Below are 18,443 nucleotides of genomic sequence, written 5' to 3' on the forward strand. Positions count from 1 at the left end.
CCTTAGTTCCAGCGGCGGCTTTCCACCCTGCGGGCGGTCAGGAACACAAACACAGCCGCCACGCTGATGAAGTACACGCAGCTTGAAACGCTGAATATGCCCTGCGTGAAGGTATCATATCGCGAGGTGAACGAGATCCATGTGAGGATGGTGCCGATGAAGTTGCCGGAGAGCGCAGACGCAATCTGGTCGACGAACATCAGGAAAATGGCAATGACGAACGTGCCGATAGCCGCGATGACCTGGCTGATGGTGAGGCCGGAAATGAACACACCGATGGAGATCATAGCCGCGCCGTACAGCAGCGTGCCGATGTAGTTGCCAAAGAGAATGCCCCACGGGAACGCGGAGGAGAAAAAGCCCATCGTGATGGCCGGCAGCAGTGCCAGGGTGTTCGCGATGAAATACACGCCGAACGCCGCGAGGAACTTGCCCATAACGATGCCCGTCACGCTGACCGGCGCCGTGATGAGCGCCTGGTCGGTCTTATTCTTGCGGTCATCGCTCATGCTGCGCATCGTGATGATCGGCATGATCATCATGCTGAACATAAACATGGTGCTGAACACCTGCGTGATGTACGAGCTGGAGCCGATGGCCATAACCTGATAATAGAAGAAGCCGTAAAGCGCAAGCAGCGCCGCCACGACGACATAGCCGACCGGGGAAGCGAAGTACGCTCTCATCTCTCTTTTGAATATTGCTCTCATTTCTCTGCATCCTCCTTCGTTTCAGCCTCTTCGGGCTCAGATGCTTCGGTATTTTCGGGTTCTGTTTCCACTTCAACCTCAGGCTCTGCCGGAGCAGCGTGGGAAGCATCGCCGCTTGTAAGCTGCAGGAAGACTTCCTCCAGCGTGAGGTCTGTGTTTCTCAAAGCCAGCAGCGGCCAGCCCTTGCGGGTGAGCAGTGCAAACAGGTTGCGGCGCAGGTCGTAGTTCGGCTCGCCCTCGATGGAAATCTCGAAGACGCCCTTTTCCTTCTCGCCGAGAGAGTAAACCTCCACAATATGCTCCATGCCGCGGATGGCCTGCAGAATTTCGCTTTCCGGGCCGTCAATGCGCGCAATAATGCGGTGCTCTGCGGAAAGGTCGTGCGCCAACGTATCCGTTGCGCCGTCCGCCACAAGACAGCCGTTGTTCATGACAATCACGCGCTCGCACACGGCCTGCACTTCGGGCAGGATGTGGGAGGACAGAATAATCGTGTGGTTTCTGCCGAGGCTCTTGATGAGGTTGCGGATCTCGATGATCTGCTTCGGGTCAAGGCCGACGGTGGGCTCGTCCAGAATGAGGACAGGCGGGTTGCCGAGCAGAGCCTGCGCAATGCCGACACGCTGCTTGTAGCCCTTAGACAGGTTGCCGATGAGACGAGTGTAGACGTTGTCGATCTTCGTCAGGCGGCAGATCTCGCCGATGTGCTGCTTGCGGTCGAGCTTGACGCCCTTCAGCTCATACATGAAGTTGAGGTACTCTTTGACCGTCATATCCATGTAAAGCGGCGGAAGCTCCGGCAGGTAGCCGATGAGCTTTTTCACTTCGTTCGGGTTTTCCAGGGTATTTTTGCCCTGTACCGTGACCGAACCGCTCGTGGCGGAAAGGTACCCGGTAATGATATTCATGGTTGTGGATTTACCTGCACCGTTCGGCCCGAGGAAGCCGACGATGGTGCCCTCTTCAACCGTGAAGCTGACATTGTTCAGCGCGGTATTTGTACCGTAGCGCTTCGTGAGGTTTTTGACCTCGATCATGTTTGATGACCATCCTTTCTCTGCGGGACGGAAATATGTACCCGGGAAATTCCCGTGCAAAGTCCTCCCCAATGGCGCCCGCGCAGCTGCGCGTCGCTCAAAACGGTTTTGAACATGCGGTGAACCTTTTGTGGAAAAAGGGAGACCGCTTCCGGAACCGTTTAGATCCTCTGTTTTGGGTTTCCGCGCCCCTATGCAGGGCAGCGGAAGCGCACAAATTATCATACCGCAGTTTTCGCCGTTTTGCAATAGCCATGCCGTATTTCGGGCAAAAAATTAAGTCAACACTGCATAAAGAACGTGCTTTGCGCAGTGTTGACTTAACAAAACAAACGATAACTTTAGTTATCCGCATTATAGCGGCTTTCTGTGACGGCTATGTGAAAAAACAATTCGCAAGTATGAACAAAATGTGAACTCTTCACAAACCGTACACTGTCTGTACACACGCGGTATTTCAAAAAATCATTCGCCGCGCAGCAATGCGATCTCGGCGGGGATGTTCTCCGCGCGGAACACGGCTGTGCCTGCCACGGCAACGTCTGCACCGTTTTCGCGGCAGATGGGCGCGGTTTCACGGTTCACACCGCCGTCCACCTCTAAGATGAGCTCCGGGCGTTTTGCACGCAGCGCGCGCAGCTTTTCCATTTGATCAGCCATGAACTTCTGGCCGCCGAAGCCCGGCTCCACCGTCATGACGAGCACCATATAAAGGCGGTCGAGGTACGGGTACAGGCACTCAACGGGCGTGCCCGGCTTTAAAGACAACGCCGGCTTTACGCCGTACTTTTCAATTTCGGTGATGGTTTCATCAATGTCGTCGTCGCACTCCACATGAAACGTGATGATCTCCGCGCCGGCCTCCGCAAACTGGCGGACATACTGCTTCGGGTGCGAGATCATGAGGTGCACGTCAAACGTAAGGTCGCTTAACGGACGCAGTGCCTTGACGACATCCGGGCCAAAGCTGATGTTCGGCACGAAATGGCCGTCCATAATATCGAGGTGCAACCAATCGGCCGCGCTGACGGACTTTGCGCACTCGCCCATGCGGGTAAAGTCGCTTGCGAGCATAGAAGGTGCAATTTTCATTTTTACCACTTCTTTCTACGAGAAGAAATTTACGGATTTTGCGGTTAAAAGTTATCTTTTTCGTCGTCCTTTTCCTGCATTTTATTCATGGCGGCTTCCGCTTTCCAGCCTCTGCGGTTCAGAATAAAGAACACGATTGCCAGTACAACGAGAACGATGAACGTGAGCACTTTTAATACGGCGCCCGGTGTGCCCTGAAATACTTTCCAATCCGGGAAAAGCGAATCCAAAAGCCACCACACGCCAAGCACAAGGAAAAATCCGCCTGCAACGTAGAATATCTTATTTTCTTTCGACAGACGGAAAATCAAGATCAGTCCTGCAATAAGCCACATGGCAGCATATACATAACCCATGGTATCCTATCCTTTCTAAAGACATACGCCTTATCTTCTCTTTGTTGACCTGCTCTATTATAACGGATAGTGCCCCAAAATACAAGGAAATCCGCAGAAAATACACAAAATATCGGAATTCTCACATTTTATAACCGAAAATTTCCCCTTCTTCTCCTTTTGCGGAGTAATGAAGAATTTATGCTCCCCGCAAAACGCAAAAAGGCTGCCGGCAAAAGCCGACAGCCAATTTCACTGATTATATTGAGATCAGATCAGCTCAATGATCGCCATCTCAGCTGCGTCGCCGCGGCGCGGCCCGAGCTTCGTGATGCGGGTGTAGCCGCCGTTACGGTCAGCATACTTCGGAGCGATTTCCTTGAACAGCTTGTTCGTGACGCTTTCCTTGGTGATGAAAGCCATGACGTTTCTTCTGTTTGCAAGGGTATCTTCCTTCGCGATTGTGATCATCTTTTCAGCAAGAGCGCGGACTTCCTGTGCTCTTGTTGCAGTTGTCTCGATCTTTCCGTTCTCGAAGAAGAACGTAACGAGGCCGCGCAGCATAGCCAGTCTATGTGCAGTGTCTCTTCCGAGTTTTCTTGTTCCCGGCATGATTGTCACTCCTATCGTTTGGTAATGGTAATTAAATTATTCATCGTCCTTGCGGAGGCTGTAGCCGAGCTGCGCAAGCTTCCAGATGACTTCTTCAAGCGACTTGCGGCCCAGGTTTCTGACCTTCATCATGTCTTCTTCGGACTTTGAAACAAGGTCTTCCACCGTGTTGATGCCGGCGCGCTTTAAGCAGTTGAAGGAACGGACGGAAAGGTCCAGCTCTTCAATCGTCATCTTGAGCACCTGTGCATCATCGCTGCCGCTCTTCTCTACGATGGTATCCATCGCCTTACCCTTTTCGGAAAGGTCAACGAAGAGGTTCAGCTGGTCTGTAAGGATCTTGGCAGCGAGCGACACCGCCTCTTGTGCGGTAATAACTCCGTTTGTCCATACCTCAAGGGTCAGCTTGTCGAAATCGATACGCTGGCCTACACGGGCAGGCTCTACGTTAAAGTTAACCTTTAACACCGGTGTGTAAATAGAATCAACTGCCAATTCACCGATCACGCCCTGCGGCATATTCTGCTTGTTGCGTTCACCGGAAACATAGCCGCGGCCCTCATCGAGCACGATCTCCATGTACAGCTTTGCGCCTTCACCAAGCGTTGCAATGTGCAGGTCCGGGTTCAGGATCTCTACTTCGCTGTCGCACTTGATGGAATCTGCCGTTACGATGCAGGGGCCTTCAGCAGAAATCTCCACGGTTTTCGGGCCTTCGCAGTGCAACTTGGCAATGAGACCCTTGATGTTCAGAACGATTTCGGTGACATCTTCCTTAACACCCGGAATGGTGGAGAACTCGTGTACGACGCCGTCGATCTTGATCGACTTCGGGGCTACACCCGGCAGGCTGGAAAGAAGCACACGGCGCAGGCTGTTGCCCAGCGTAGTGCCGAAGCCGCGCTCCAGCGGCTCTACCATAAACCGGCCGTAAGTGTTATCGTTGGATAATTCCTCGGTCTCTATTCTCGGTCTTTGTATCATCTCAATCATTTGCGATCCTCCTTTACACATTTGACGTAATTCGTAAAACCCATAAAATAATGTTAAGTTTTACTGGATTACTTGGAGTACAACTCAACGATGAGATGCTCTTCTACCTCAAATTCAATGTCGCTGCGCTCCGGCATGCGAAGGATCTTGCCCTCAAGGGCTTCCTTGTTGCGCTCCATCCACTCGGGAGTGGTGACGAGCGGTGCGTCTGCGCCGGTGAGCTTGGAGAACTTCACGCTGCTACGGCTAGCTTCACGCACAGCAATGACGTCGCCCGGCTTCACAAGGTAAGACGGAATGTTGACCTTCTTGCCGTTCACGGTGAAGTGACCGTGGTTGACAAGCTGGCGTGCGTCGCGGCGGGTGGAAGCAAAGCCGAGACGGAACACGACGTTATCGAGACGACGCTCCAGCAGACGAAGCAGGTTTTCGCCCGTCATGCCGGTCTGACGCTCAGCCATATCAAAATAGCTTGCAAACTGGTGCTCCAGAACGCCGTAAATAAACTTCAGTTTCTGCTTCTCCTTGAGCTGAGTTGCATATTCAGACTGCTTTCTGCGCATACCGTTGCCCGGATTGCGGATGGTGGTCTTCTTGCTGTAACCCATAACGGCCGGAGAAATGCCCAGCGCTTTGCAGCGCTTTGCAATGGGCTGTCTGTTCTTAGCCATATTCTGTAACCTCCTAATCTGTTATACGCGTCTTCTCTTCGGCGGGCGGCATCCGTTGTGCGGGATCGGCGTTACGTCTTTGATCATGCTGACCTCAAGACCTGCCGACTGCAGTGCACGGATAGCGGCTTCACGGCCTGCGCCCGGGCCCTTAACATAGACTTCTACGCTCTTCATGCCATGCTCCATAGCAATCTTAGCCGCGGTCTCCGCAGCGGTCTGTGCTGCGAACGGCGTGGACTTTCTGGAACCACGGAAACCGAGCTCGCCGGCGCTTGCCCAGGATACCGCATTGCCCTGCGTATCAGTGATGGTTACGATCGTGTTGTTGAAGGTGGACTGGATATGTGCAGCGCCACGCTCAATATTCTTGCGCTCACGGCGTCTGCGGACTGCGGTTACTGCTTTCTTTCCGCCTTTTGTAGCTGCCATTTAAAATCCCTCCCGATTACTTCTTCTTGTTGGCCATGGTCTTTCTCGGACCCTTGCGCGTTCTTGCGTTGGTCTTAGAGCGCTGGCCTCTTACCGGCAGGCCCTTGCGGTGACGGACACCGCGGTAGCAGCCGATTTCAACGAGTCTCTTGATATCGAACGCAACATTACGGCGGAGGTCGCCCTCAACGGTGTAGTGGTGGTCGATATATTCTCTCAACTTTGTAGCGTCATCTTCAGAAAGATCTCTTACGCGGATGTCCGGATCAACGCCCGTAGCAGCGCAGATGTCCGACGCTGTCTTGCGGCCGATGCCGAAGATGTAGGTAAGAGCAATCTCGATTCTTTTGTCTCTGGGTAAATCAATACCAGCAATACGAGCCATGCTTATTGCACCTCCATAAATATTTCAGAGCCTCAGCCCTGGCGCTGCTTGTGCTTCGGGTTTTCACAGATGACCATGACTTTACCCTTGCGCTTGATGATCTTGCATTTTTCACACATCTTCTTAACAGAAGGTCTGACTTTCATTTGTGTGCCCTCCTTATGCGTTGTGGGGTCTTCAAATCTATTTTATCTTACTTGGAACGCCACGTAATGCGTCCCTTTGTCAGATCGTACGGGCTCATTTCCAGTGTGACCTTATCGCCCGGAAGGATGCGGATGAAATTCATGCGCAGCTTGCCGGAGATGTGAGCCAGGATCATATGCCCGCCTGGGATCTCTACCTGGAACGTCGCGTTCGGCAGAGCTTCCTTTACGATTCCTTCTACTTCAATTACGTCCTGCTTTGACATTCTTGTCTCACCAATCCTTACATTTAAATGTTACGTTGTGTGCGCTCTGTATGCTGTGAGCGCCGTGCGTATTTGTCGATTGGTCGAAAGGCTCTCTTCGCTGAGCACCGTCGCCGTCGGGGCTAAATGCATCAGCTTTTTCTTTTTCGGTGCTTCCATCCTGCGACGTTTGCCGTCTGCCATGTAGGCATACACGCCGTCCGTTTTCAGCACCACCTGAAAATCGCCTTTATCATGACCTTTAAGCGACCGCATAATCTGTCCGCGTACACAGTCCATCTGACACCTCAATCCAGTGATGTGAGAATCACAGGGCCGTCGGGTGTAATGGCTATACTGTGTTCAAAGTGGGCGGCAAGCTTGCCGTCCTTCGTCACGGTGGTCCAGCCGTCTTTGAGAATTTTAACCTCGCAGCTGCCCTGCGTGACCATGGGCTCGATCGCGATCGTCATGCCCGGTAACAGGCGTACACCCCTGCCGGGGGTGCCGTAATTTGGAACACTGGGGTCTTCATGCAGCTTCGCACCTACGCCGTGGCCGACAAATTCCCGTACCACCGAGTAATTGCGAGCTTCGACATACTGCTGCACTGCGGAGCCGATATCGCCGATGCGGTTGCCCGGCACAGCCTTTTCAATCGCAAGGAACAGGCTCTCTCGGGTCGCATCCATCAGCTTCTGTGCTTCTTCGGAAACTTTGCCGCACGGGAAGGTCCATGCGTTGTCTCCGTTGAATCCCTCATAGATTGCGCCAACGTCAATGGAAACGATATCGCCCTCTTTGAGAATTTCGTGTGCTGAAGGTATGCCGTGGATAACCACATTATTTACCGAAATGCAGGCGCTCGCCGGAAAACCGCCATAACCGAGAAAGCTGGGCACGGCGCCCGCCTTCTCGATTGTTCTTCTGACGATCTTGTCCAGTTCGAGTGTAGAAACACCCGGACGGACCGCTTCACCGGCCTTCAGCAATGCTTCCTGCGAAATCTTTCCCGCGTCACGCATATAACGCAGTTCACGGGTCGTTTTCAGGTTAATCATGCTTACGCCTCTAATGCTTTGAGTGTGAGGGCGGTCGTATCGGCGACCTCCTCCTGACCTTCTACGATGTGCAGCTTGCCCTGCTTCTCGTAGTATTCCTTTAAGGGCTCGGTCTGCTCGTGATAGACGCGCAGGCGGTCCTTAACGGTATCCGGGTGGTCATCCTTGCGCTGAACAAGGGTGCCGCCGCAGTTCGTGCAGACGCCTTCCACTGCCGGCTTCTTGTAAAGCAGGTGGTAGGAAGAGCCGCACTTTTCGCAGACACGGCGTCCGGACATTCTCGTGACGATCTTCTCGTCGGGCACTTCGATATCGATGACCCGATCGATCACAACGCCGGAAGCGTCCAGAGCCTCGGCCTGCGGAATGGTTCTCGGGAAACCGTCGAGGATAAAACCGTTTTTGCAGTCTTCCTCTGCCAGACGGTCCTTGATGATACCGATGACGATCTCATCCGGGACAAGCTGGCCGGCATCCATAAAGGCTTTCGCCTTGAGGCCCATTTCCGTGCCGCTTTTCAGCGCCTCTCTCAGAATATTGCCCGTAGAAATGGCGGGTATTCCGAGATGTTTGCAGATAACTTCTGCCTGGGTGCCTTTACCGGCACCCGGTGCACCTAAAAGGATCAGCTTCATTGTTCATGACTCCTTTCGTATCTTATGCGCCCGGGGGCTTAATCAAGGAAGCCCTTGTAGTGACGCATCATCATCTGAGATTCGATCTGCTTTACAGTCTCCAGCGCAACGCCGACCATGATGATGACGGACGTGCCGCCCATGGAAAGGCCATACATGCCGGTGAGGTTGCTGTAAAGGATCGGCAGGATCGCAACGAACGCGAGGAAGATCGCGCCGATGAGCGTTATCTTGGAAAGGATCTTGCTGATGAACTCCGCCGTCGGACGGCCCGGACGGATGCCGGGGATCGTACCGTTATTGGTGCGGAGGTTGTTCGCCATTTCAATCGGGTTGTACTGGATCGTCATGTAGAAGTAAGCAAACACAACGATGAGCAGCAGGTACAGAACACTGTACAGCCAACCGGTGGAGGAGAAGGCATTGAAGAAGCCCTTCCAGAAGCCGGTCGGTTCGCCGACAAAGAGGCGAATGGTGCTCGGAATGGAGAGGATCGCAGACGCGAAGATGACCGGCATAACGCCGCTCATGGTCACTTTGATCGGCAGGAACGTGCTCTGACCGCCGTAAACCTTTCTGCCAACGACCTTCTTAGCATACTGCACCGGAATGCGGCGCTCGGAATCGTTCATGAAAACGATGACCCAAATGACCGCGAGGAAAAGGATGATGAACAGCGGTGCAAAGACAAAGTACTTGCCGTAGCTCTCCGGAGACTGCATTGCAGCCGAGAAGTAGCTCCAGATCTGACCCATCGTAACCGGAAGACGTGCGACGATACCGGCAAACAAGATGATGGAAATGCCGTTGCCTACGCCCTTCTGGTTGATCTGCTCACCCATCCACATGATCAGCGCCGTGCCGGCGGTGAACGTAAGAACAATAATGATTGCAGTAAATACTGCGGAGAAACCTTCATTGTACAGGGTAATTTTATTGTTTCTCAGGTAGAAATAATAAGCGGTACCCTGAATGAGGCCGAGACCCACCGTGGTGTATCTCGTAATGGCAGCAATTTTCTTTCTGCCTTCTTCGCCTTCCTTCGCCATGCGCTCCAAGGCGGGAATCGCCACCGTGAGGAGCTGAATGATGATGGAAGAGTTGATGTACGGGGTGATGCCCATTGCAAACAGCGTTGCATTTGCGAACGCGCCGCCCGTTAACATATTGATATAACCCAGTGCAGTTTCATTGGCGCTTGCCATCAGCGTGTTGAGCGCGGAAACGTTCAGGAACGGTACCGGCACAACAGAGCCGAAACGGAAAGCAATGATGATCAAAAGCGTATACAGGAGTTTCTTACGGAGATCCGGGATCCTCCAAGCGTTTTTGAGTGTATTAAACACTTAGATCACCTCGGCCTTCCCACCTGCAGCCTCAATTTTCGCCTTGGCTGCTTCGGAGAAAGCGTTAGCCTTAACGGTAACCTTTTTGGTCAGCGCGCCATTGGAAAGAACCTTAACACCGTCGCATGCAGACTTGATGATACCTGCTTCAACGAGTGCTGCCTGATCGACGACTGCGCCGTCTTCAAAGGCGTTGAGGGCGTTCAGGTTGATCGCAACGATCTCCTTAGCGAAGATATTGTTGAAACCTCTCTTCGGGATTCTTCTCTGCAGCGGCATCTGACCGCCTTCAAAACCGGGGCGGAAACCGTGGCCCGCTCTTGCCTTCTGACCTTTGTGGCCCTTACCGGCTGTTTTACCGTTGCCGGAGCCATGACCTCTGCCGATGCGCTTTGCGTCCTGCATTGCGCCCGGGGTAGCTCTGAGTTCATTGAGCTTCATTCAAACACACCTCCTTAGCCTTTGATAACCTCGACCAAATGAATGATCTTCTTGATTTTGCCCTCTGTTTGTGCATTATCGGGCTGAGTGGTTGTATCGCCGACCTTATGCAGGCCGAGCGCCTCGGCGGTTGCAATCTGGGGCTTTTTGCAGCCGATGAGGCTCTTTTTCAACGTAATCTTTACGTCTGCCATATTGCAAACCTCCTTACAGAATTTCACTTACGGACTTGCCGCGAACAGCTGCAACCTCTTCTGCGGTTCTCAGCTCGGAGAGACCGGCGAGAGTTGCGCGTACAACGTTGCACGGGTTGTTGGAACGCAGTGCCTTTGTACGGATGTCCTTGATGCCAACGCTTTCAACAACGGCACGAACCGGGCCGCCTGCGATAACGCCGGTACCGGGTGCTGCCGGCTTTAAGAGAACACGGCCTGCGCCGAATTCGCCGACGATCTCGTGCGGGATGGTGGAGCCGCGCAGAGCAACCTTCTGCAGGTTCTTCTTAGCGTCTTCAATGCCCTTGCGGATCGCGTCCGGAACTTCGCCGGACTTGCCGATGCCAAAGCCTACGATGCCGTTGCCGTCACCGACAACAACAAGAGCGGCAAACTTAAAGATACGGCCGCCTTTAACGGTCTTGGAAACGCGGTTGATAGCAACTACGCGCTCCTTCAGATCGAGTGTGGATGCGTCAATTTTCATAGCCAAAACAATATTCCTCCTTCTTAGAAGTTGAGGCCGCCCTCGCGGGCGCCGTCGGCCAGCTCTTTGACGCGGCCGTGGAAGATATAGCCGCCGCGGTCGAAGACCACATCGGTGATACCCTTTTCTGCTGCTCTCTCTGCGATCAGCTTGCCTACTGCGTGTGCTGCTTCTTTGTTTCCGCCGTTGCCGGTAAACGCCTTCTCAACCGAGGATGCTGCGCACAGTGTAACACCGTTCACATCATCGATGATCTGAGCGTAAATATGCATATTGGAGCGGAAAACATCGAGGCGCGGTCTTTCCGGTGTGCCGCTGATCTTGCCGCGAACTCTCTTGTGGCGGCGCAGTCTGGCTACGTTCTTATCTGCCTTACTAACCATTTTTATCTCACTCCTAACCTATTATTTACCCTTACCGGTCTTGCCTTCCTTGCGGCGAACAACCTCATCAATGTACTTGATGCCCTTGCCCTTGTACGGCTCCGGCGGTCTCTTCTCGCGGACTTCCGCTGCGAACTGGCCGACCTTCTGCTTGTCGATACCATTGATGATGATCTTGTTCGGAGCCGGAACTTCGATCTTGATCTCGTCCGTTTCCGGAACGATGACCTGATGCGAGAAACCGAGGTTCATAACCAGGTTTGTGCCCTGCTTCTGAACACGGTAGCCAACACCGTTGACTTCGAGCTCTTTCTTAAAGCCTTCCGTTACACCCACGATCATGTTGTGGATAAGGGTACGGGTGAGGCCGTGCAGAGAACGGTTCTCTTTGTCGTCGTTCGGACGTGTAACAACAATCTCAGCGCCCTCCACAGCGATGTTCATGCTCGGCTGGAACTTCTGAGTCAGCGTGCCCTTCGGGCCCTTGACCGTTACGCAGCTACCGTCTACCTTAACCTCGACGCCTGCGGGAATATTTATCGGTTTTCTTCCAATTCTGGACATGTTATTGCACCTCCCTGATTACCAAATGAACGCGAGAACTTCGCCGCCGATGTTCATCTTTCTTGCCTCGCGGTCGGTCATAACGCCCTTAGAGGTGGAGATGATGGCGGTGCCGAGGCCCTTCATGACCTTCGGCAGCTCTGCTGCGTTGGAATAGATGCGGAGACCCGGCTTAGAGACTCTCTTGAGGCCCTTGATTGCCGGCACGCCGCCTTCAACATACTTCAGTGTTACGGTGATGACGCCCTGTTTGCCGTCCTCGGTAACCGTAAAGCTCTTGACATAACCTTCGTCAACAAGAATCTGGCAAATAGCCTTCTTCATGTTAGAAGCAGGGATGTCAACAGTGTCATGCTTCGCAGACTGAGCGTTGCGGATACGGGTAAGCAGGTCAGCGATTGTATCTGTAATCTGCATGATTTATTAACCTCCTATAAAGCTTTTACCAGCTTGCTTTCTTAACACCCGGGATCTGGCCCTTATAAGCCAGCTCACGGAAGCAGATACGGCAGATGCCGAACTTGCGAAGGTAGGCATGCGGCCTGCCACAGATCTTGCATCTGTTATATTCGCGCGTAGAGAACTTCTGCTCTCTCTGCTGCTTGAGTTTCATTGAAGTCTTGGCCACAGTATTCCCTCCTTACTTTTCAAACGGAGCGCCCATGAGCTTCAGGAGCTCGCGGCCCTCTTCATCGGTATTTGCCGTCGTAACGAAGCACACATCCATGCCGCGGACCTTGTCGATCTTATCGTACTCGATCTCAGGGAAGATGAGCTGCTCTTTGATACCCAGGCTGTAATTGCCTCTGCCGTCGAAGGAGTTGGGGTTGATGCCGCGGAAGTCACGCACGCGCGGAAGCGCTACGTTGAACAGGCGGTCCATGAACTCCCACATCTTCTCGCCGCGCAGCGTTACCTTAACGCCGATCGGCATGCCTTCACGGAGCTTGAAGTTTGCAACGGACTTCTTAGCTCTGCAAACGATGGGCTTCTGGCCGGTGATCGTCGCGAGGTCGCCGGAAATGGAATCGATGACCTTCGCGTTGTCTTTTGCCTCGCCGGCGCCGACATTGATCACAATTTTATCGAGCTTCGGGATCTGCATAACGCTCTTGTAGCCGAACTTCGTCATGAGAGCGGGTGCGACCTCTGCTTTGTAAAAATCATTCAGTCTTGCCATTTTATTCCCTCCAGATTAAAGCGACTCGCCGCATTTTTTGCAAATGCGCTCTTTTGTGCCATCCTCAAGCACTTTGTGGGTGACACGGGTCGGCTTGCCGCAGCGGGGGCAAACAACCTGGACCTTGCAGGCGTAGATCGCGGACTCTGCCTTGATGATGCCGCCGGCCTCGCCCATCTTGCGGGGCTTTACGTGCTTAGAGACAATGTTGGCATTCTCTACGATGACCTTGCCCTCTTTCGGGGAAACAGCCATGATCTTGCCCTTCTTGCCGCGGTCTTTACCGCTGAGGATAACGACGGTGTCACCGGTTTTAACATGAACTTTACTCATTTCAGGACACCTCCAATTAAAGAACTTCCGGGGCGAGGGACAGAATCTTCATGTATTCCTTGTCGCGCAGTTCGCGAGCGACCGGCCCGAAGATACGTGTGCCTCTGGGGTTTTTATCATCACGGATGATGACGGCTGCGTTTTCGTCGAAACGAATGTAGGTGCCGTCTTCGCGGCGAACGCCGGATGCGGATCTTACGATAACCGCCTTAACTACGTCGCCCTTCTTAACAACTCCGCCGGGTGCTGCTTTTTTAACAGATGCTACCACGACGTCGCCGATATTTGCATACCTCCGGCCTGTACCACCGAGAACGCGGATGCACATAAGCTCCTTCGCTCCTGTGTTGTCGGCCACCTTGAGGTAAGTCTGCTGCTGAATCACAGTAAATTCCTCCTTCTGCTAAAGCCGATTATTTGGCTTTCTCGATAATCTCAACCAGGCGCCATCTCTTATCCTTAGAGAGGGGACGAGTTTCCATAATACGCACTCTGTCGCCGATGCCGCAGACGTTCTCTTCGTCATGGGCTTTTCTCTTAACGGTACGCTTGATGATCTTGTTGTAAAGCGGATGTCTGTAACTGTCCTCAACAGCAACAACGATTGTCTTATCCATCTTATTGCTGACGACCTTGCCGACAGTTGTCTTTCTCATGTTTCTTTCGCTCACGTCTAATCCTCCCTTCCCTTATGCGTTCTCTTTGCTAAGCTCATTCGCACGGATAACTGTCTTAACACGAGCGATGTCCTTCTTAACCGCCGAGATGCGCATCGGGTTTTCGAGCTGGTTAATAGCGAGCTGGAATCTGAGGTTAAAGAGCTCAGCCTTGAGGTCATTCAGTTTTGTGTTCAGCTCTTCTGCTGTGAGCTGTCTGATTTCAGAAGCTTTCATTACTCTTAGCCCTCCTCTTTTGCTACAAACTTGCACTTAATCGGAAGCTTGTTGCTTGCAAGGCGAAGTGCCTCACGTGCAGTCTCTTCCGAAACACCGCCGAGCTCGAACATAACTCTGCCGGGCTTAACGACAGCTACCCAGTACTCCGGGGAACCTTTACCGGAACCCATTCGGGTTTCAGCCGGCTTCTGTGTGATCGGCTTGTCCGGGAAAATTTTGATCCAAACTTTACCGAAACGCTTGCAGTAACGCGTCATAGCAACACGGGCTGCTTCGATCTGGTTGGAGGTGATCCATGCGGGCTCAAGAGCCTGAAGGCCGAAGTCGCCGTATGTCACCTTATTGCCGCGATATGCCTTACCGGTCAGGCGACCTCTGTGCACTCTGCGGTATTTAACTCTCTTAGGCAGTAACATTACGCACGTCCTCCTTCTCTCTTATTGTTTCTGCGGGTGTTGTTGCTCTCGTTGAGCACTTCGCCCTTGTACAGCCAAACCTTAACGCCGATGCGGCCGTAGGTGGTAGCTGCTTCTGCAAAGCCGTAATCGATGTCCGCACGGATGGTCTGCAGCGGAATGGTACCGTCATGATACTGCTCGCTTCTTGCGATTTCCGCACCGTTCAAACGGCCGGAGCACATGATTTTGATACCCTTTGCGCCGAGCTTCATGGAGCGGCCGATGCACTGCTTCATCGCACGTCTGAATGCGATTCTCTTTTCGAGCTGCTGTGCAACGTTCTCTGCTACGAGCTGTGCGTCGAGGTCCGGGCGCTTAACTTCAACAATGTTGATGACGACCGGCTTGCCGAGCTGCTTCTCGCACTGTGCGCGGAGCTTCTCGATTTCTGCGCCGCCCTTACCGATGACCATACCGGGCTTTGCGCAGTGAATGTGAATGCGAACCTTGGAGGCATCGCGCTCAATTTCAATCTTCGGAACACCTGCGAGGTAGAGCTGCTTCTTCAGCGTTTTGCGGAGGTTGTAGTCCTCAACGAGCGTATCGCCGAAATCAGCTTTCTTTGCGAACCAGCGGGAATCCCAGTCTTTGATGACGCCCACGCGTAAGCCGTGGGGATTAACTTTCTGACCCATTTATGTGACCTCCTCGCTTATTCCTTCTCTTTCACAACGAGTGTGACATGAGAGGTTCTCTTCAAAATTCTGTAAGCTCTTCCCTGAGCTCTCGGGCGGATTCTCTTGAGCATCGGACCCGGGCAAACGTAGCACTCGGAAACATAGAGGTTGTTTCTGTCCATGTTGAAGTTGTTCTCTGCGTTTGCGATCGCGCTCTTGAGGAGCTTCTCGAGATCTTCGCACGCCGCCTTCGGGGTGTGCTTCAGGATTGCCATTGCGAGGTCAACGGGCTTGTTTCTGATGAGGTCCAGAACGATCTCAACCTTGCGGGGAGAAATTCGGGTATACTTCAGAACTGCTTTTGCTTCCATCTTATACTCTCCTTTCTCTTAGCGGCTGGTCTTGGAACCGGCGTGACCCTTGAAGGTGCGGGTCGGGGCGAACTCGCCGAGCTTGTGACCGACCATATCTTCTGTCACGTAAACCGGAACGTGCTTGCGGCCGTCATGGACGGCGATTGTGTGACCGACGAAATCCGGGAAGATCATGGAAGCGCGGCTCCATGTCTTGACGATCTTCTTTTCGCCGTTCTCATTCATTGCCTGAATCCTTTTAAGCAGTGCGGGCTGACAAAAAGGACCCTTTTTTAAGCTTCTGCTCATGTTCTTTTAAGCTCCTTTCCGTGCCTTACTTACCGTTTCTGCGCTTAACGATGAACTTGTTGCTTGCCTTCTTCTTGGAACGAGTCTTATAACCAAGAGCCGGCTTGCCCCACGGTGTAACCGGGCCCGGGCGACCAACAGGGCTCTTGCCCTCACCGCCGCCGTGCGGGTGGTCATTCGGGTTCATGACGGAACCTCTGACGGTCGGTCTCCAACCCATGTTTCTCTTACGGCCGGCCTTACCGATCTTCACGTTCTCGTGGTCGATATTGGAAACCTGGCCGACGGTTGCCATGCAGGCATCCGGAACATTTCTCAGCTCGCCGGACGGGAGTCTCAGCAGAGCCATGCCGTTTTCCTTAGCCATCAGCTGAGCCATGATGCCGGCTGCACGGGCAAGCTGTGCGCCCTTGCCGGGATAAAGCTCAACGTTGTGGACAAAGGTACCGGTGGGGATATTTGCGAGCGGCAGTGCGTTGCCGGGCTTAATATCTGCATCCTTACCGGAGAATACCTGATCGCCGACCTTCAGGCCGTTCGGTGCGATGATGTATCTCTTCTCGCCGTCTTCGTACTGCACGAGTGCGATGAAAGCGGAACGGTTCGGGTCGTACTCGAGGGTAAGGACCGTAGCAGCCATGTCGTTCTTCTGGCGCTTGAAGTCGATCACACGGTACTTCTTGCGGTTGCCGCCGCCTCTGTGGCGAACGGTGATTCTGCCGTAGCTGTTGCGGCCGGCAGCTTTATTCTTCGGAGCCAGCAGGCTCTTCTCCGGACCCGTCTTGCTCAATGCGCTGAAGTCCGTGGTGGACATGTTGCGGCGAGCATTCGTAGTCGGCTTATAGTTAATGATTGCCATTGTGTTTCACTCCTTGTTTGGCTTTGCGGGATCGGGCAAATTCCCATTCATGCCCTTGGGGTTCGAATTACTCGAGCCGAATTAAACCATGGACTCGAAGAACTCGATGGACTTGCTGCCCTCGGTGAGGGTTACAACAGCCTTTTTCCAAGCTCTGGTGTAGCCTTCATATCTGCCCTGGCGGCGGAACTTGCCGCGAACGTTCAGGGTGTTGACCTTCTGAACCTTGACGCCGAACAGCTCTTCAACCGCCTTAGCGATTTCAATCTTGTTTGCATCCTGGCAGACTTCAAATGTGTACTTCTTATTCGCAACGCCGGTCATGGATTTCTCCGTGATGATGGGGCGAATGACGATGTCCTGCGCTTTCATTATGCGTACACCTCCTCAATTTTGGAGACGGCATCCTTTACAACGATGAACTTGTCCGCGTTGAGGATGTCATATACGTTCAGCGTGTTGACCTGTGCGGTCTTAACGCCCGGGATGTTCGCTGCGGAAGCGATGACCTGTGCATCGACCTCGGAGAGAACGATGAGCGCCTTCTTCTCGCTGCCGAGCGCCTTGAGCATCTCAGCAATCTTCTTCGTCTTGTAACCCTCGGTTGCGATGGAATCGACAACGATCATTTCGTTATCCTGGACCTTGCTGGAGAGTGCGGACTTCATAGCGAGACGCTTCACCTTCTTGTTGAGGGTGACGGTGTAATCTCTCGGCTTCGGTGCGAACACGATGCCGCCGTGTGTCCACTGCGGAGCTCTGGTGGAGCCCTGTCTTGCACGGCCTGTGCCCTTCTGTCTCCACGGCTTTCTGCCGCCGCCGGAAACTTCGGAACGGGTGAGGGCGGACTGTGTGCCCTGTCTCTGGTTTGCGAGATACGCCTTGACCATATCATTCATGACGGAAACGTTCGGCTCAATACCGAAAACGCCTTCTGCAAGCTCGATCTTTTCGACCTCTTTGCCTGCCATGTTCAAAACTGCTACTGTAGGCATTCTTTATTCCTCCTTCCCTTACGCTTTCACGCTGTCGCGCAGAACAACGGTGCCGCCGTTCGGGCCCGGAATAGCGCCCTTAACTGCGATGAGATTGTTTTCTGCGTCTACCTTGACAACAGCGAGGTTCTGGACTGTGACCTTCTCTGCGCCGAGGTGACCAGCCATCTTCAGGCCCTTCCAAACTCTGGACGGGCTGGAGCAAGCACCGTTGGAACCGCCGTGGCGTGCAACCGGGCCGGAACCGTGGGTCTCTTTAAGTCTCTGGAAGTTCCAGCGCTTGATGACGCCGGCGTAACCCTTACCTTTGCTGGTGCCCGTTACGTCAACCTTGTCGCCGTTTGCGAACACGTCAGCCTTGATGAGGTCGCCTACGTTGTAAGCGCCGCAATCGCTGAATCTGAATTCCTTCAGGGTCTTCTTCGGGGCAACGTCGCCCTTCTTGAAGTGGCCGGTGAGCGGCTTGCTCACGCGCTGCGGCTTCTGATCGCCGAAGCCAACCTGAACTGCATCGTAGCCGTCGTTTTCAACAGTCTTCTTCTGTGTGACAACACACGGACCGGCTTCAACAACTGTTACGGGCACGACTCTGCCCTTTTCGTCGAAGATCTGCGTCATGCCGATCTTCTTGCCGATGATTGCTTTCTGCATTT

36 protein-coding genes are annotated in these 18,443 nt (G+C 53.4%); 1 reads left to right on the forward strand and 35 read right to left on the reverse strand.

Features of this window, described 5'->3' with window-relative positions; translation table 11 throughout:
• Window positions 1-2: 2 nt before the first annotated feature.
• Window positions 3-710 (reverse strand): ABC transporter permease, encoded by a 708-nt coding sequence (locus tag ACI0CA_RS15440; protein ID WP_316520592.1) that lies wholly within the window; start codon window positions 708-710, stop codon window positions 3-5.
• Window positions 707-1,747, reverse strand: coding sequence for an ATP-binding cassette domain-containing protein (locus tag ACI0CA_RS15445; RefSeq protein ID WP_176819611.1), 1,041 nt, complete (start codon window positions 1,745-1,747; stop codon window positions 707-709). Before ACI0CA_RS15445 ends, ACI0CA_RS15440 begins: the two co-directional genes overlap by 4 nt.
• A 71-nt stretch (window positions 1,748-1,818) precedes the next feature.
• On the opposite strand from ACI0CA_RS15445, the gene ACI0CA_RS15450 reads away from it, so the two are divergent.
• Complete coding sequence (locus tag ACI0CA_RS15450) at window positions 1,819-2,163, forward strand: hypothetical protein (RefSeq protein WP_417104100.1); 345 nt, start codon at window positions 1,819-1,821, stop codon at window positions 2,161-2,163.
• A 49-nt stretch (window positions 2,164-2,212) separates the two neighbouring features.
• Here ACI0CA_RS15450 and rpe read toward each other — a convergent pair whose 3' ends face one another.
• From rpe to rplC, 33 genes are all read right to left on the reverse strand, one after another.
• Window positions 2,213-2,839, reverse strand: coding sequence for a ribulose-phosphate 3-epimerase (gene rpe / locus ACI0CA_RS15455; RefSeq protein ID WP_316687339.1), 627 nt, complete (start codon window positions 2,837-2,839; stop codon window positions 2,213-2,215).
• Between the two features lie 44 nt (window positions 2,840-2,883).
• On the reverse strand, window positions 2,884-3,195 hold the full coding sequence (locus tag ACI0CA_RS15460; protein ID WP_176819614.1) for a hypothetical protein: 312 nt from the start codon (window positions 3,193-3,195) through the stop codon (window positions 2,884-2,886).
• Window positions 3,196-3,444: 249 nt separating this feature from the next.
• Window positions 3,445-3,786 (reverse strand): 50S ribosomal protein L17, encoded by a 342-nt coding sequence (gene rplQ, locus ACI0CA_RS15465; RefSeq protein WP_176819615.1) that lies wholly within the window; start codon window positions 3,784-3,786, stop codon window positions 3,445-3,447.
• Between the two features lie 36 nt (window positions 3,787-3,822).
• Window positions 3,823-4,779 carry a DNA-directed RNA polymerase subunit alpha gene (locus ACI0CA_RS15470; protein ID WP_176819616.1) on the reverse strand — a complete coding sequence of 319 codons (957 nt, stop codon included), beginning with the start codon at window positions 4,777-4,779 and terminating at the stop codon, window positions 3,823-3,825.
• Window positions 4,780-4,847: 68 nt separating this feature from the next.
• On the reverse strand, window positions 4,848-5,450 hold the full coding sequence (gene rpsD, locus ACI0CA_RS15475; RefSeq protein ID WP_308449467.1) for a 30S ribosomal protein S4: 603 nt from the start codon (window positions 5,448-5,450) through the stop codon (window positions 4,848-4,850).
• A 21-nt stretch (window positions 5,451-5,471) separates the two neighbouring features.
• Window positions 5,472-5,882: a 30S ribosomal protein S11 gene (rpsK, locus tag ACI0CA_RS15480; protein ID WP_176819618.1), complete on the reverse strand. Its 411-nt coding sequence runs from the start codon at window positions 5,880-5,882 to the stop codon at window positions 5,472-5,474.
• A gap of 16 nt (window positions 5,883-5,898) precedes the next feature.
• Window positions 5,899-6,267 (reverse strand): 30S ribosomal protein S13, encoded by a 369-nt coding sequence (gene rpsM, locus ACI0CA_RS15485; protein WP_176819619.1) that lies wholly within the window; start codon window positions 6,265-6,267, stop codon window positions 5,899-5,901.
• 32 nt (window positions 6,268-6,299) lie between these two features.
• Window positions 6,300-6,413 carry a 50S ribosomal protein L36 gene (gene rpmJ, locus ACI0CA_RS15490; RefSeq protein ID WP_004824776.1) on the reverse strand — a complete coding sequence of 38 codons (114 nt, stop codon included), beginning with the start codon at window positions 6,411-6,413 and terminating at the stop codon, window positions 6,300-6,302.
• A 47-nt stretch (window positions 6,414-6,460) separates the two neighbouring features.
• Window positions 6,461-6,679, reverse strand: a complete 219-nt coding sequence (gene infA, locus ACI0CA_RS15495) for a translation initiation factor IF-1 (protein ID WP_176819620.1) — start codon at window positions 6,677-6,679, stop codon at window positions 6,461-6,463.
• A gap of 30 nt (window positions 6,680-6,709) precedes the next feature.
• A complete protein-coding gene (locus tag ACI0CA_RS15500; RefSeq protein WP_308449468.1) occupies window positions 6,710-6,958 on the reverse strand; it encodes a KOW domain-containing RNA-binding protein in 249 nt (82 codons plus the stop codon).
• An 8-nt stretch (window positions 6,959-6,966) separates the two neighbouring features.
• Window positions 6,967-7,719, reverse strand: coding sequence for a type I methionyl aminopeptidase (map, locus tag ACI0CA_RS15505; RefSeq protein WP_176819622.1), 753 nt, complete (start codon window positions 7,717-7,719; stop codon window positions 6,967-6,969).
• A gap of 2 nt (window positions 7,720-7,721) precedes the next feature.
• The gene (locus ACI0CA_RS15510; RefSeq protein ID WP_176819623.1) at window positions 7,722-8,354 is read right to left on the reverse strand and encodes an adenylate kinase; all 633 of its coding nucleotides are present in this window, start codon (window positions 8,352-8,354) and stop codon (window positions 7,722-7,724) included.
• A gap of 38 nt (window positions 8,355-8,392) precedes the next feature.
• Entirely contained in the window at window positions 8,393-9,700 is a 1,308-nt protein-coding gene (secY, locus tag ACI0CA_RS15515) for a preprotein translocase subunit SecY (RefSeq protein ID WP_176819624.1), read from the reverse strand.
• Window positions 9,701-10,141, reverse strand: coding sequence for a 50S ribosomal protein L15 (gene rplO, locus ACI0CA_RS15520; RefSeq protein ID WP_176819625.1), 441 nt, complete (start codon window positions 10,139-10,141; stop codon window positions 9,701-9,703). It abuts the gene before it with no gap.
• A gap of 14 nt (window positions 10,142-10,155) precedes the next feature.
• Window positions 10,156-10,335 carry a 50S ribosomal protein L30 gene (gene rpmD / locus ACI0CA_RS15525; protein WP_176819626.1) on the reverse strand — a complete coding sequence of 60 codons (180 nt, stop codon included), beginning with the start codon at window positions 10,333-10,335 and terminating at the stop codon, window positions 10,156-10,158.
• Between the two features lie 13 nt (window positions 10,336-10,348).
• Window positions 10,349-10,843: a 30S ribosomal protein S5 gene (gene rpsE, locus ACI0CA_RS15530; RefSeq protein ID WP_308449515.1), complete on the reverse strand. Its 495-nt coding sequence runs from the start codon at window positions 10,841-10,843 to the stop codon at window positions 10,349-10,351.
• Between the two features lie 23 nt (window positions 10,844-10,866).
• Window positions 10,867-11,226 carry a 50S ribosomal protein L18 gene (gene rplR / locus ACI0CA_RS15535; RefSeq protein ID WP_176819628.1) on the reverse strand — a complete coding sequence of 120 codons (360 nt, stop codon included), beginning with the start codon at window positions 11,224-11,226 and terminating at the stop codon, window positions 10,867-10,869.
• A gap of 21 nt (window positions 11,227-11,247) precedes the next feature.
• Window positions 11,248-11,790: a 50S ribosomal protein L6 gene (gene rplF / locus ACI0CA_RS15540; protein WP_176819629.1), complete on the reverse strand. Its 543-nt coding sequence runs from the start codon at window positions 11,788-11,790 to the stop codon at window positions 11,248-11,250.
• 18 nt (window positions 11,791-11,808) lie between these two features.
• Window positions 11,809-12,207: a 30S ribosomal protein S8 gene (rpsH, locus tag ACI0CA_RS15545; RefSeq protein ID WP_316687334.1), complete on the reverse strand. Its 399-nt coding sequence runs from the start codon at window positions 12,205-12,207 to the stop codon at window positions 11,809-11,811.
• Between the two features lie 25 nt (window positions 12,208-12,232).
• Window positions 12,233-12,418: a type Z 30S ribosomal protein S14 gene (locus ACI0CA_RS15550; RefSeq protein WP_176819631.1), complete on the reverse strand. Its 186-nt coding sequence runs from the start codon at window positions 12,416-12,418 to the stop codon at window positions 12,233-12,235.
• 12 nt (window positions 12,419-12,430) lie between these two features.
• The gene (gene rplE, locus ACI0CA_RS15555) at window positions 12,431-12,970 is read right to left on the reverse strand and encodes a 50S ribosomal protein L5 (protein WP_176819632.1); all 540 of its coding nucleotides are present in this window, start codon (window positions 12,968-12,970) and stop codon (window positions 12,431-12,433) included.
• A 15-nt stretch (window positions 12,971-12,985) separates the two neighbouring features.
• Window positions 12,986-13,303, reverse strand: a complete 318-nt coding sequence (rplX, locus tag ACI0CA_RS15560) for a 50S ribosomal protein L24 (protein WP_176819633.1) — start codon at window positions 13,301-13,303, stop codon at window positions 12,986-12,988.
• A 16-nt stretch (window positions 13,304-13,319) separates the two neighbouring features.
• On the reverse strand, window positions 13,320-13,688 hold the full coding sequence (gene rplN / locus ACI0CA_RS15565) for a 50S ribosomal protein L14 (RefSeq protein ID WP_176819634.1): 369 nt from the start codon (window positions 13,686-13,688) through the stop codon (window positions 13,320-13,322).
• Between the two features lie 28 nt (window positions 13,689-13,716).
• Complete coding sequence (gene rpsQ, locus ACI0CA_RS15570; RefSeq protein ID WP_176819635.1) at window positions 13,717-13,974, reverse strand: 30S ribosomal protein S17; 258 nt, start codon at window positions 13,972-13,974, stop codon at window positions 13,717-13,719.
• A gap of 18 nt (window positions 13,975-13,992) precedes the next feature.
• A complete protein-coding gene (gene rpmC / locus ACI0CA_RS15575; RefSeq protein ID WP_176819636.1) occupies window positions 13,993-14,196 on the reverse strand; it encodes a 50S ribosomal protein L29 in 204 nt (67 codons plus the stop codon).
• Window positions 14,197-14,201: 5 nt separating this feature from the next.
• On the reverse strand, window positions 14,202-14,615 hold the full coding sequence (gene rplP, locus ACI0CA_RS15580) for a 50S ribosomal protein L16 (protein WP_176819637.1): 414 nt from the start codon (window positions 14,613-14,615) through the stop codon (window positions 14,202-14,204).
• Window positions 14,615-15,292: a 30S ribosomal protein S3 gene (gene rpsC, locus ACI0CA_RS15585; protein WP_176819638.1), complete on the reverse strand. Its 678-nt coding sequence runs from the start codon at window positions 15,290-15,292 to the stop codon at window positions 14,615-14,617. Before rpsC ends, rplP begins: the two co-directional genes overlap by 1 nt.
• A 17-nt stretch (window positions 15,293-15,309) precedes the next feature.
• On the reverse strand, window positions 15,310-15,645 hold the full coding sequence (gene rplV, locus ACI0CA_RS15590) for a 50S ribosomal protein L22 (RefSeq protein WP_176819639.1): 336 nt from the start codon (window positions 15,643-15,645) through the stop codon (window positions 15,310-15,312).
• A gap of 18 nt (window positions 15,646-15,663) precedes the next feature.
• Window positions 15,664-15,936 (reverse strand): 30S ribosomal protein S19, encoded by a 273-nt coding sequence (gene rpsS / locus ACI0CA_RS15595; protein WP_176819640.1) that lies wholly within the window; start codon window positions 15,934-15,936, stop codon window positions 15,664-15,666.
• Window positions 15,937-15,961: 25 nt separating this feature from the next.
• Window positions 15,962-16,795 carry a 50S ribosomal protein L2 gene (rplB, locus tag ACI0CA_RS15600; protein ID WP_176819641.1) on the reverse strand — a complete coding sequence of 278 codons (834 nt, stop codon included), beginning with the start codon at window positions 16,793-16,795 and terminating at the stop codon, window positions 15,962-15,964.
• Window positions 16,796-16,876: 81 nt separating this feature from the next.
• Window positions 16,877-17,167, reverse strand: coding sequence for a 50S ribosomal protein L23 (gene rplW, locus ACI0CA_RS15605; RefSeq protein ID WP_176819642.1), 291 nt, complete (start codon window positions 17,165-17,167; stop codon window positions 16,877-16,879).
• Entirely contained in the window at window positions 17,167-17,790 is a 624-nt protein-coding gene (rplD, locus tag ACI0CA_RS15610; RefSeq protein ID WP_176819643.1) for a 50S ribosomal protein L4, read from the reverse strand. Before rplD ends, rplW begins: the two co-directional genes overlap by 1 nt.
• Before the next feature lie 18 nt (window positions 17,791-17,808).
• Window positions 17,809-18,441, reverse strand: coding sequence for a 50S ribosomal protein L3 (gene rplC, locus ACI0CA_RS15615; protein ID WP_176819644.1), 633 nt, complete (start codon window positions 18,439-18,441; stop codon window positions 17,809-17,811).
• Window positions 18,442-18,443 lie beyond the last annotated feature (2 nt).

The organism is Hominenteromicrobium mulieris (genome assembly GCF_046197855.1).
GTDB lineage: Bacteria > Bacillota > Clostridia > Oscillospirales > Acutalibacteraceae > Hominenteromicrobium > Hominenteromicrobium mulieris.

What these genes read in the sequence shown, in the direction of transcription:
- ACI0CA_RS15440 (WP_316520592.1), bottom strand. Translation starts at nt 710, where the DNA reads ATGAGAGCAATATTCAAAAGAGAGATGAGAGCGTACTTCGCTTCCCCG.
- ACI0CA_RS15445 (WP_176819611.1), bottom strand. Translation starts at nt 1,747, where the DNA reads ATGATCGAGGTCAAAAACCTCACGAAGCGCTACGGTACAAATACCGCG.
- ACI0CA_RS15450 (WP_417104100.1), top strand. Translation starts at nt 1,819, where the DNA reads ATGGCGCCCGCGCAGCTGCGCGTCGCTCAAAACGGTTTTGAACATGCG.
- rpe (WP_316687339.1), bottom strand. Translation starts at nt 2,839, where the DNA reads ATGAAAATTGCACCTTCTATGCTCGCAAGCGACTTTACCCGCATGGGC.
- ACI0CA_RS15460 (WP_176819614.1), bottom strand. Translation starts at nt 3,195, where the DNA reads ATGGGTTATGTATATGCTGCCATGTGGCTTATTGCAGGACTGATCTTG.
- rplQ (WP_176819615.1), bottom strand. Translation starts at nt 3,786, where the DNA reads ATGCCGGGAACAAGAAAACTCGGAAGAGACACTGCACATAGACTGGCT.
- ACI0CA_RS15470 (WP_176819616.1), bottom strand. Translation starts at nt 4,779, where the DNA reads ATGATTGAGATGATACAAAGACCGAGAATAGAGACCGAGGAATTATCC.
- rpsD (WP_308449467.1), bottom strand. Translation starts at nt 5,450, where the DNA reads ATGGCTAAGAACAGACAGCCCATTGCAAAGCGCTGCAAAGCGCTGGGC.
- rpsK (WP_176819618.1), bottom strand. Translation starts at nt 5,882, where the DNA reads ATGGCAGCTACAAAAGGCGGAAAGAAAGCAGTAACCGCAGTCCGCAGA.
- rpsM (WP_176819619.1), bottom strand. Translation starts at nt 6,267, where the DNA reads ATGGCTCGTATTGCTGGTATTGATTTACCCAGAGACAAAAGAATCGAG.
- rpmJ (WP_004824776.1), bottom strand. Translation starts at nt 6,413, where the DNA reads ATGAAAGTCAGACCTTCTGTTAAGAAGATGTGTGAAAAATGCAAGATC.
- infA (WP_176819620.1), bottom strand. Translation starts at nt 6,679, where the DNA reads ATGTCAAAGCAGGACGTAATTGAAGTAGAAGGAATCGTAAAGGAAGCT.
- ACI0CA_RS15500 (WP_308449468.1), bottom strand. Translation starts at nt 6,958, where the DNA reads ATGGACTGTGTACGCGGACAGATTATGCGGTCGCTTAAAGGTCATGAT.
- map (WP_176819622.1), bottom strand. Translation starts at nt 7,719, where the DNA reads ATGATTAACCTGAAAACGACCCGTGAACTGCGTTATATGCGTGACGCG.
- ACI0CA_RS15510 (WP_176819623.1), bottom strand. Translation starts at nt 8,354, where the DNA reads ATGAAGCTGATCCTTTTAGGTGCACCGGGTGCCGGTAAAGGCACCCAG.
- rplO (WP_176819625.1), bottom strand. Translation starts at nt 10,141, where the DNA reads ATGAAGCTCAATGAACTCAGAGCTACCCCGGGCGCAATGCAGGACGCA.
- rpmD (WP_176819626.1), bottom strand. Translation starts at nt 10,335, where the DNA reads ATGGCAGACGTAAAGATTACGTTGAAAAAGAGCCTCATCGGCTGCAAA.
- rpsE (WP_308449515.1), bottom strand. Translation starts at nt 10,843, where the DNA reads ATGAAAATTGACGCATCCACACTCGATCTGAAGGAGCGCGTAGTTGCT.
- rplR (WP_176819628.1), bottom strand. Translation starts at nt 11,226, where the DNA reads ATGGTTAGTAAGGCAGATAAGAACGTAGCCAGACTGCGCCGCCACAAG.
- rplF (WP_176819629.1), bottom strand. Translation starts at nt 11,790, where the DNA reads ATGTCCAGAATTGGAAGAAAACCGATAAATATTCCCGCAGGCGTCGAG.
- rpsH (WP_316687334.1), bottom strand. Translation starts at nt 12,207, where the DNA reads ATGCAGATTACAGATACAATCGCTGACCTGCTTACCCGTATCCGCAAC.
- rplE (WP_176819632.1), bottom strand. Translation starts at nt 12,970, where the DNA reads ATGGCAAGACTGAATGATTTTTACAAAGCAGAGGTCGCACCCGCTCTC.
- rplX (WP_176819633.1), bottom strand. Translation starts at nt 13,303, where the DNA reads ATGAGTAAAGTTCATGTTAAAACCGGTGACACCGTCGTTATCCTCAGC.
- rpmC (WP_176819636.1), bottom strand. Translation starts at nt 14,196, where the DNA reads ATGAAAGCTTCTGAAATCAGACAGCTCACAGCAGAAGAGCTGAACACA.
- rplP (WP_176819637.1), bottom strand. Translation starts at nt 14,615, where the DNA reads ATGTTACTGCCTAAGAGAGTTAAATACCGCAGAGTGCACAGAGGTCGC.
- rpsC (WP_176819638.1), bottom strand. Translation starts at nt 15,292, where the DNA reads ATGGGTCAGAAAGTTAATCCCCACGGCTTACGCGTGGGCGTCATCAAA.
- rplV (WP_176819639.1), bottom strand. Translation starts at nt 15,645, where the DNA reads ATGGAAGCAAAAGCAGTTCTGAAGTATACCCGAATTTCTCCCCGCAAG.
- rpsS (WP_176819640.1), bottom strand. Translation starts at nt 15,936, where the DNA reads ATGAGCAGAAGCTTAAAAAAGGGTCCTTTTTGTCAGCCCGCACTGCTT.
- rplB (WP_176819641.1), bottom strand. Translation starts at nt 16,795, where the DNA reads ATGGCAATCATTAACTATAAGCCGACTACGAATGCTCGCCGCAACATG.
- rplW (WP_176819642.1), bottom strand. Translation starts at nt 17,167, where the DNA reads ATGAAAGCGCAGGACATCGTCATTCGCCCCATCATCACGGAGAAATCC.
- rplD (WP_176819643.1), bottom strand. Translation starts at nt 17,790, where the DNA reads ATGCCTACAGTAGCAGTTTTGAACATGGCAGGCAAAGAGGTCGAAAAG.
- rplC (WP_176819644.1), bottom strand. Translation starts at nt 18,441, where the DNA reads ATGCAGAAAGCAATCATCGGCAAGAAGATCGGCATGACGCAGATCTTC.